We start from the raw sequence: 7,613 nt of genomic DNA, 5'->3' as shown, positions 1-7,613 counted from the left end.
CTATCCTGAAGGCAACACCGGCAGGACGGCGGCCGGACTGATGACACCGATGCCCGTCCCGCCGGACCTGGCCGCCGCGATGGCTGCGCCCGCCACTCGCTGAGGGGCGATATCGTCGCTCCACTGCGGTATCGCGTTGTTGTTCCTAGGATTCGTCCATGCCATCCGGAGCGGCCACGTCGCAGCAGGGCGCGGAGTCCGACCGCGCCGCCGCTGTCCCGCAGATCGAGCTGATCGGGGTCCGCAAGGAATTCCCAGGAGATGTCGTAGCCGTCGAGGGCGCCGACCTGTCCGTCGCCGACGGTGAGCTGTTCGCGATTCTCGGGCCCTCCGGGTCCGGCAAGACGACTCTGCTGCGGTTGGTCGCCGGATTCGAACAACCCACGGCCGGCACCATCAAGCTGTCCGGCAAGGATGTCACCGCACTCCCGCCCGCCCAGCGCGACACCAACACGGTGTTCCAGCAGTACGCGCTGTTCCCGCACATGACCGTCGCCCAGAACGTGGAGTACGGGCTGCGGGTGCGCGGTGTCGGGAAGCCCGAACGGCGTCGCCGCGCCGCCGAAGCGCTCGAGATGGTCCGGCTCGCCGGCTACGAGGCCCGCAAGCCCGCCGAGCTCTCCGGCGGTCAGCAGCAACGCGTGGCGCTGGCCCGCGCGCTGGTCGGACGTCCCCGGGTGCTGCTTCTCGATGAACCGCTCGGCGCGCTCGACCTCAAATTGCGCGAACAGATGCAGGTGGAGCTCAAGGCAATTCAGCGCGAAGTGGGCATCACCTTCGTCATCGTCACGCACGACCAGGACGAGGCCCTGACACTGTGCGACCGGCTGGCGGTCTTCAACGCGGGGCGCATCGAGCAGGTGGGCAAGGCGCGCGACGTCTACGAGAACCCGGTGAATCGTTTCGTCGCGGACTTCGTCGGAACCTCCAACGTCCTCGACGGCGACGCCGCCGAGGCCCTGGTCGGCCGGTCCGGCATGTTCGCCGTGAGGCCGGAGCGGATCGCCGTGCTGGCCCACGGCGGCGTGGCGGCACCCGGAACCCGCACCGTCGACGCCACGGTCGCCGAGGTGATCTACGCAGGCCCCACCACCCGCGTTGCCGCGATCGCCGCGTCAGGAATCACGCTCACCGCCACCGTCCTGAACGCCACCGCCACGCTGCCCGACGACCTGGGCCACGGCACGCCCATAACCCTGGCCTGGGCCGACAGTGCCGTGCACGATCTCACCAATTGAATTGACCAGAAACCGAATTGAACGGAGCGTCATGAATCTCTCAGCGTTGCGCATCGGCGTCACCCTTGCCGCGTGTGCCGCCCTCCTCGTCTCGTGCTCCGGTTCGGACAGCGCCGACGACTCCGGAGCAGGGGCACCGCCGAAGATCGAGCCCCTTTCCACCGTCGGCGACGGCGAGGGCGAGTTGAACCTGATCGCGTGGGCGGGCTACGCCGAGGACACCTGGGTGCAGCCCTTCACCGAGAAGACCGGCTGCAAGGTCAACGTCAAGATCGGCGGCACGTCCGACGAGATGGTGCAGCTGATGCACTCCGGACAGTACGACGGCGTGTCCGCATCCGGCGACGCGACGCTGCGGCTGATCTACGGCGAGGACGTCGCACCGGTCAACACCTCCCTGGTGCCCAACTACGAGACCATCTCGCCGTTCCTCAAGGACAAGCCGTGGAACTCGGTGGACGGCCAGATGTACGGCATTCCCCACGGCTGGGGCGCGAACCTCTTGATGTACAACGTCGGAGTCGTCACCGACGCCCCGGATTCCTGGGGAGCCGTGTTCGACGAGGGCAGCAAGTACAAGGGCAAGGTGACGGCGTACGACTCACCCATCTACATTGCCGACGCCGCGCTCTACCTGTCGAAGTCGAAGCCCGAGCTGGGCATCAAGGACCCGTACTCCCTGACGTCCGAACAGCTCGACGCCGCAGTGGAACTGCTCAAGGCGCAGCGGGAGAACATCAGCGAGTACTGGTCGGACTACACCAAGGAGGTGCAGGCCTTCGAGACGGGCACGTCGGTGATCGGCACCACCTGGCAGGTGATCGCCAACACGATCGGTGGCGAGAACAAGGTTCAGGTCAACGCCATCGTCCCCAAGGAGGGGTCGACGGGCTGGTCCGACACCTGGATGATCGCCGCGAAGGCGGCCCATCCCAACTGCATGTACAAGTGGATGGACTGGATCACCTCACCGGAGGTCAACGCCCAGGTCGCCGAGTTCTTCGGAGAGGCGCCCGCCCAGACCAAGGCGTGCGAGTTCACCGCCCAGAAGGACTTCTGCGACGTCTACCACGCCACCGACGCCGCCTACGCCGAGAAGATCCACTACTGGACGACGCCGACCAAGAAGTGCGTGGACGGTAGCGGCGACAACTGCACGGCCTACGACGAGTGGACCACGAAGTGGCAGGAAATAAAGGGGTGACGACAGCCGCTCCCGTCGTCGACAAGACGGGGCGGTCACAGCAGGGCCGGCTCCGACGGCTGACCCTGGCGTTCCTTCTGATTCCACCGATGGCGTGGCTGGTGGTCGCGTACCTGGGTTCGCTTGCCGTGCTGCTGGTCTCGGCCTTCTGGACGACCAACTCATTCACGGGCCGGGTGGTGCAGACTGTCACCGGCGACAACTTCGTCGACGTCCTGACCGGCGAGCTGTACCGCACCGTCACCGCGCGGACGATCGTGGTCGCGGTTCTGGTCACCGTCATCTGTGCGGTGCTCGCCATCCCCCTCGGCCTGTACATGGCCAAGATCGCCTCGCCACGAATGCGCGTGGCGCTGTTGGTCGCCGTCACCACTCCGTTGTGGGCCAGTTATCTGGTCAAGGCATATGCCTGGCGGGTGATGCTGGCGCCCGACGGGCCGCTGTCGACCGTCACCGGGTACAGCCCCGGATACGGACTGACCGCCACCGTGATCACGCTGACCTACCTGTGGTTGCCGTACATGATCATTCCCGTGTTCGCGAGCTTCGATCGCGTGCCGAACCATCTGATCGACGCGAGTTCGGACCTGGGCGCCTCCGACGTCTCGACGCTACGAATGGTGGTCGCCCCGTTGGTCTTTCCTGGTATCGCTGCCGGGTCGATCTTCACGTTCTCGCTGTCACTCGGTGACTACATCGCCGTCCAGATCGTCGGCGGCAAGACACAGCTGCTCGGCAACGTGATCTACGGACAATTGGTCACCGCCAACAACCAACCGCTGGCGGCCGCACTCTCGATCATTCCGCTCGTCGCGGTGATCCTCTATCTGCTCGCGATGCGACGCACCGGCGCCCTGGAGAACGTCTGATGCTATCGACCGGGGCCCGCCGCGTCGTTCGAGTGTGGACCGTGCTGGTGCTGACATTCCTCTACGCACCACTGCTTCTCGTCGTGCTCAACGCGTTCAACTCGTCGCGGACGTTCGCCTTCCCCCCGACCGGGTTCACGCTGCGGTGGTGGGCCGACGCCTGGAACAACGACGGCATGTGGACGTCGCTGGCGAATTCGGCAGTGGTGGGCCTCGGCGCCACCGTGATAGCGCTGGTGTTGGGCACCATGGCCGCCTTCGCCGTCCAGCGCTACGAGTTCTTCGGTCGCAACACCATCAGCTTCCTCGTCGTTCTTCCGATCACCTTGCCCGGCATCGTCACCGGCATCGCGCTCAACGCCACCTTCACGTCGACGCTCGGCGTGACACTGGGATTGGCGACGGTGATCGTCGGACACGCCACCTTCTGCATCGTGATCGTCTTCAACAACATCCAGGCCCGATTACGCAGGCTCGGAACGGATCTCGAAGATGCCTCGGCAGACCTCGGGGCGTCGTCGTGGCAGACGTTCCGGTACGTGACGTTTCCGATGATGCGGGGCGCCCTGGTGGCAGGAGCCATCCTGGCCTTCGCCCTGAGCTTCGACGAGATCGTGGTCACGACGTTCACCGCGGGACCGGCCGTGCAGACGTTGCCGATCTGGATCTTCGGAAACCTCTTCCGTCCCAACCAGGCTCCGGTCATCAACGTGGTCGCCGCGGCCTTGACGATCCTCGCGATCATCCCAGTGTGGCTGGCTCAACGCTTCGGAGGAGACCCCGGCACCGCACGCGTGTAGACGCTCAGGGCGAGGCCTGGTCCCGCTGCCCACCCGGCACGGTGTCCGGGGTGTAGTCGGATACGGCGTTGACCACGATGCGTTGTAGCGCGTCCTCGAGTTGATCGGCGACCACGCGTCTGCCGAGCGCCCGGTAGTCGGTGACCAGCCGACTCAGTTCGACCATGTCCTCGGGTTTCGGCACGTAATTCGTGCCGAACCGTGCTGCGAGCCCGGCCTCCAACGCCCGCACCACGGCGGCCGCGAGCTCGTCGAGCAAGTCCGCGATGCCGTCGGCCACGCGCAGGATGGTCTGGACGTAGGGCAACTGTTCGGGCGCACGCCCGACGATCTCGGCGATGTTCGGATCGACCAACGTCACCCCGTCGTCGACGATCTCGGCCAGCCCGTGCTGCACCAGTCGACGGGCCTCGTCGCCGTCCGGGTCGACGCCGGCGGCGACAACGGCCCCGTGCCGACGCTCCCCGAAGATGGACTGCTGCAGCCCCAGAATGCCCGCCAGATCGTGTCCGTTGCGCGTGCTCGCGAGGAACTCGGCGATGTGTGCCGAGGTGAAGCCCTTCCGGAGCAGCTCGTTGATCGTTCTCAACTGCGACAGATGGTGGTCGTCGTAGAGGGCTAAGCGCCCCTCTCGGCGCGGCGGATCGAGCAGACCTCGCTCGCGATAGGCACGAATGTTGCGGGCACTGACGCCCGACAGGGTTGCCAGCTCGTCGAGCCGATACTCAGACAACCCCATGCTCCCCCAAACGGCCGGTCACGGTGCTGAATTCTCTCGGCCCGCAACGATGCATTAAACCATGGTAGCCCGTTCCCGATGTTTGCGAGATTTACACATCCGCGTCATGTTTTTCGGCCGATTCGCCAAGAGGCGCCAACTTACGCAACGATTCACCGAGTGCGTGCGTGGATCATCTGGACGATCGGACTGTTGGCCTACATCATCGCCGTGCTCGACCGCACCACTCTTGGCGTGTCAGGGCTGAATGCGGCCGAGCGATTCAACGCCAGCCCCAGCGTGCTTTCCACGTTCGTGGTGCTTCAGGTGATCGTCTACGCCGCTGCGCAGGTACCTGCCGGCGTGCTGCTGGACAGGTACGGGTCGCGGGCGCTGATCGTCGCGGGCGCCACCCTGATGTCCGGCGGACAACTGATGCTCGCCCTGACCGAGTCCTTGCCGCTGGCGATCGTGGCGCGGGCCATCGTCGGGCTGGGCGACGCCCTCACGTTCATCTCGGTGCTGAGGCTGGTGCCCCGCTGGTTCCCGCCCCGGCGGGTCCCGCTGCTGACCCAGCTGACGGGCATCTGCGGTCAGCTTGGGCAGGTGCTGTCGGCCGTGCCGTTCCTCGCCCTCCTCACCGCCAGCAGCTGGGCGACCGCGTACCTGTCGGTCGCCGCGTTCGGGGTCATCGCAGCTGTCGTCGTCATGCTGGTGGTCAAGGACACCCCGCGGGGCCGGGTGGTCGCGTCCGAGAACTTGTCGGCGAGGGCCGTGCTGTCCAGCGTCAAAGCCGTGTGGCTGCGTCCCGGCACGCGGCTCGGGTTCTTCACCCACATGGGTAGCCAGTTCGCCGTCACGGTGTTCTGCCTGATGTGGGGCGTGCCCTACCTCACGGTCGCCCAGGGGCAATCGACGAGCGTGGCGGGCGCACTCCTGACCGTCTCCGTCGTCGTCGCCATCTCGGCGGGCATCGTCGTCGGGATCTTCACGGGCCGCTACCCGCTCTGGCGGTCGCGGATCGTCCTGTCCATCATCGTGAGCAACGCCATCGCGTGGACCGTGGTGCTGGCGTTGCCCGGCCGGGCGCCACTGTGGCTGCTGGGTGTCCTCATCGTGGTGATCTCGATCGGCGGACCCGGGTCCATGGTCGGCTTCGACTTCGCCAGGACGTTCAATCCCAGCTCCGTCCTCGGCACCGCTCAGGGAATGGTGAACATGGGCGGCTTCATCGCTGCGCTGTTGGTGATGCAGGCGATGGGCGTCATCCTCGACGCGGCGGGCGGCTACTCGTTCGATTCGTTCCGATTGGCCTGGACCGTGCAGTACGCGGTCTGGATCCTCGCGGTCGTCGGGATCCTGATCACCCGCAAGAAGGCACGCCGACTCATGAAGGCCGAGCAGGAACGCTCGCTGCTCGAGACGTTCGACCCGAACGCGACCCCGCGCTGATCCGTTGGGTCTCTCAGTCGTCGTGGCTGCCTCCCGCGATCGCCTCCTGCGCGTGCCGGTGGCCCAGAATCTCGAAGCCGACGACGCTGACGAACGGCGCGAAGGTGGCGATCAACAGGCACGCGGTCATCGGAACGCCTGCGGCCGCCGACGCCACGGCGGCCACCAGCACACCTGCGCTCAGCACCAGCAGCACGACGTGAAACGCGTCCCAGCTCCTCACCATCAGACCGTAGAGCAGGAAGACCAGTGCGATGTAGGCACCGACGGGGATGGCCACGGACAGCACGGTGCCCACGGCGCCAAGCTCCGAATGCTCCTCGACGTAGTAGGCGGCGGTGTGCAGGCCCGCCCCGGTCGCGACGATCGCCCCGTACACCGCGATGTGCAGGTAGCCGAATGGGAAGGACCGCTCCCGGTGGGAGTGCAGCAGGTCCGCTGCGGGCACCGCGAAGTAGATCCACCACATGCCGAACGTCAATCCGGTGCCCGCGACGGCGAGGATGACGGCGTCCGGCGTCCACCCGTGTTCACTGACGACGGCGGTCAGGGACGCAACCGTGCCGACGACGCCCTCGCCGAGCGCGATGATCGCGAGCAGGCCGTACCGCTCGGCGATGTGGTGGGCGTGCCACGGCGTGCCGCCCCTGCGGGTCTCGGCGAGCCACGGGCCGACCATCTCGGCGAGCCCAAGCAGCGCGAAGACCACCAGCCCCGTGACCACAGACAGCGGCAGCAAGATCGAGACGATCCAGCCGACCTGGACCACGGTGATGACGGTCGCGTACGTCATGCTGGCCTGCTTGCGCTCGGGGTCCTGCCGCGCCGCTCGCAGCCACTGCGCCACCATCGCGACCCGCATCACGACGTAGCCGGCGACCATGAGGGCGTTGTCGAGATGGCCGCCGTGTTCGATCGAGGCGAAGAAGGGCGGGATGCCGAGCGCCAGCACCAGGACGCCGACCATCTGCCCCATGGTCAAGACGCGGTAGATCCAGTCGTCGGTGTCATAGGCCGACGCGAACCAGGTGAAGTTGATCCACGCCCAGCACGCCGAAAACGTCGCGAACAGGAATCCGACCAGTCCGACGCCCACGTGTCCGGCCGCGAGGGCGTGGGACAACTCCGACGCGGAGACCCCGAACGCGATGACGAAGGTCAGGTCGAACAGCAGCTCCAGTGGGGTGGCCACCCGGTGGCGCTCGTGGGGGTCGCGTCCCGTCATCCTGCGGAGGTGGTGTGCGCGCACCACGGGCTGCAGGGGCTCCGACTCAGTCACCCGATGAAACTCCCTTCCTGAAGGAAGTCGACCGTACCGGTCGGTCGAGCCGC

At 66.5% G+C, this 7,613-nt stretch carries 8 protein-coding genes; 6 read left to right on the top strand and 2 right to left on the bottom strand.

The window, feature by feature from the left end:
- The 5 genes from ABW137_RS26095 to ABW137_RS26075 all read left to right on the top strand — a co-directional run.
- Positions 1–103: DUF3703 domain-containing protein (locus ABW137_RS26095; RefSeq protein WP_526404364.1), on the top strand; the 103-nt coding region annotated here is incomplete at its 5' end.
- 55 nt (positions 104–158) lie between these two features.
- The gene (locus ABW137_RS26090) at positions 159–1,238 is read left to right on the top strand and encodes an ABC transporter ATP-binding protein (RefSeq protein WP_526404356.1); all 1,080 of its coding nucleotides are present in this window, start codon (positions 159–161) and stop codon (positions 1,236–1,238) included.
- A gap of 31 nt (positions 1,239–1,269) precedes the next feature.
- Positions 1,270–2,442, top strand: coding sequence for an ABC transporter substrate-binding protein (locus ABW137_RS26085; protein ID WP_526404355.1), 1,173 nt, complete (start codon positions 1,270–1,272; stop codon positions 2,440–2,442).
- Positions 2,443–2,531: 89 nt separating this feature from the next.
- The gene (locus ABW137_RS26080) at positions 2,532–3,311 is read left to right on the top strand and encodes an ABC transporter permease (RefSeq protein WP_526404363.1); all 780 of its coding nucleotides are present in this window, start codon (positions 2,532–2,534) and stop codon (positions 3,309–3,311) included.
- Entirely contained in the window at positions 3,311–4,111 is an 801-nt protein-coding gene (locus ABW137_RS26075; RefSeq protein WP_526404354.1) for an ABC transporter permease, read from the top strand. The genes ABW137_RS26080 and ABW137_RS26075 overlap by 1 nt, the downstream gene beginning before the upstream one ends.
- A 4-nt stretch (positions 4,112–4,115) precedes the next feature.
- Here ABW137_RS26075 and ABW137_RS26070 read toward each other — a convergent pair whose 3' ends face one another.
- Positions 4,116–4,850 (bottom strand): MerR family transcriptional regulator, encoded by a 735-nt coding sequence (locus ABW137_RS26070; protein ID WP_526404353.1) that lies wholly within the window; start codon positions 4,848–4,850, stop codon positions 4,116–4,118.
- A 159-nt stretch (positions 4,851–5,009) separates the two neighbouring features.
- On the opposite strand from ABW137_RS26070, the gene ABW137_RS26065 reads away from it, so the two are divergent.
- Positions 5,010–6,281: an MFS transporter gene (locus ABW137_RS26065; protein ID WP_526404352.1), complete on the top strand. Its 1,272-nt coding sequence runs from the start codon at positions 5,010–5,012 to the stop codon at positions 6,279–6,281.
- Between the two features lie 13 nt (positions 6,282–6,294).
- Here ABW137_RS26065 and ABW137_RS26060 read toward each other — a convergent pair whose 3' ends face one another.
- On the bottom strand, positions 6,295–7,560 hold the full coding sequence (locus tag ABW137_RS26060; protein ID WP_526404351.1) for a low temperature requirement protein A: 1,266 nt from the start codon (positions 7,558–7,560) through the stop codon (positions 6,295–6,297).
- Between the last annotated feature and the right edge of the window lie 53 nt (positions 7,561–7,613).

Source organism: Mycobacterium sp. (genome assembly GCF_040509115.1).
Lineage (GTDB): Bacteria > Actinomycetota > Actinomycetes > Mycobacteriales > Mycobacteriaceae > Mycobacterium.
Note: the sequence above shows the minus strand (reverse complement) of the source record. Positions and strands in the feature narration are given on the sequence as shown.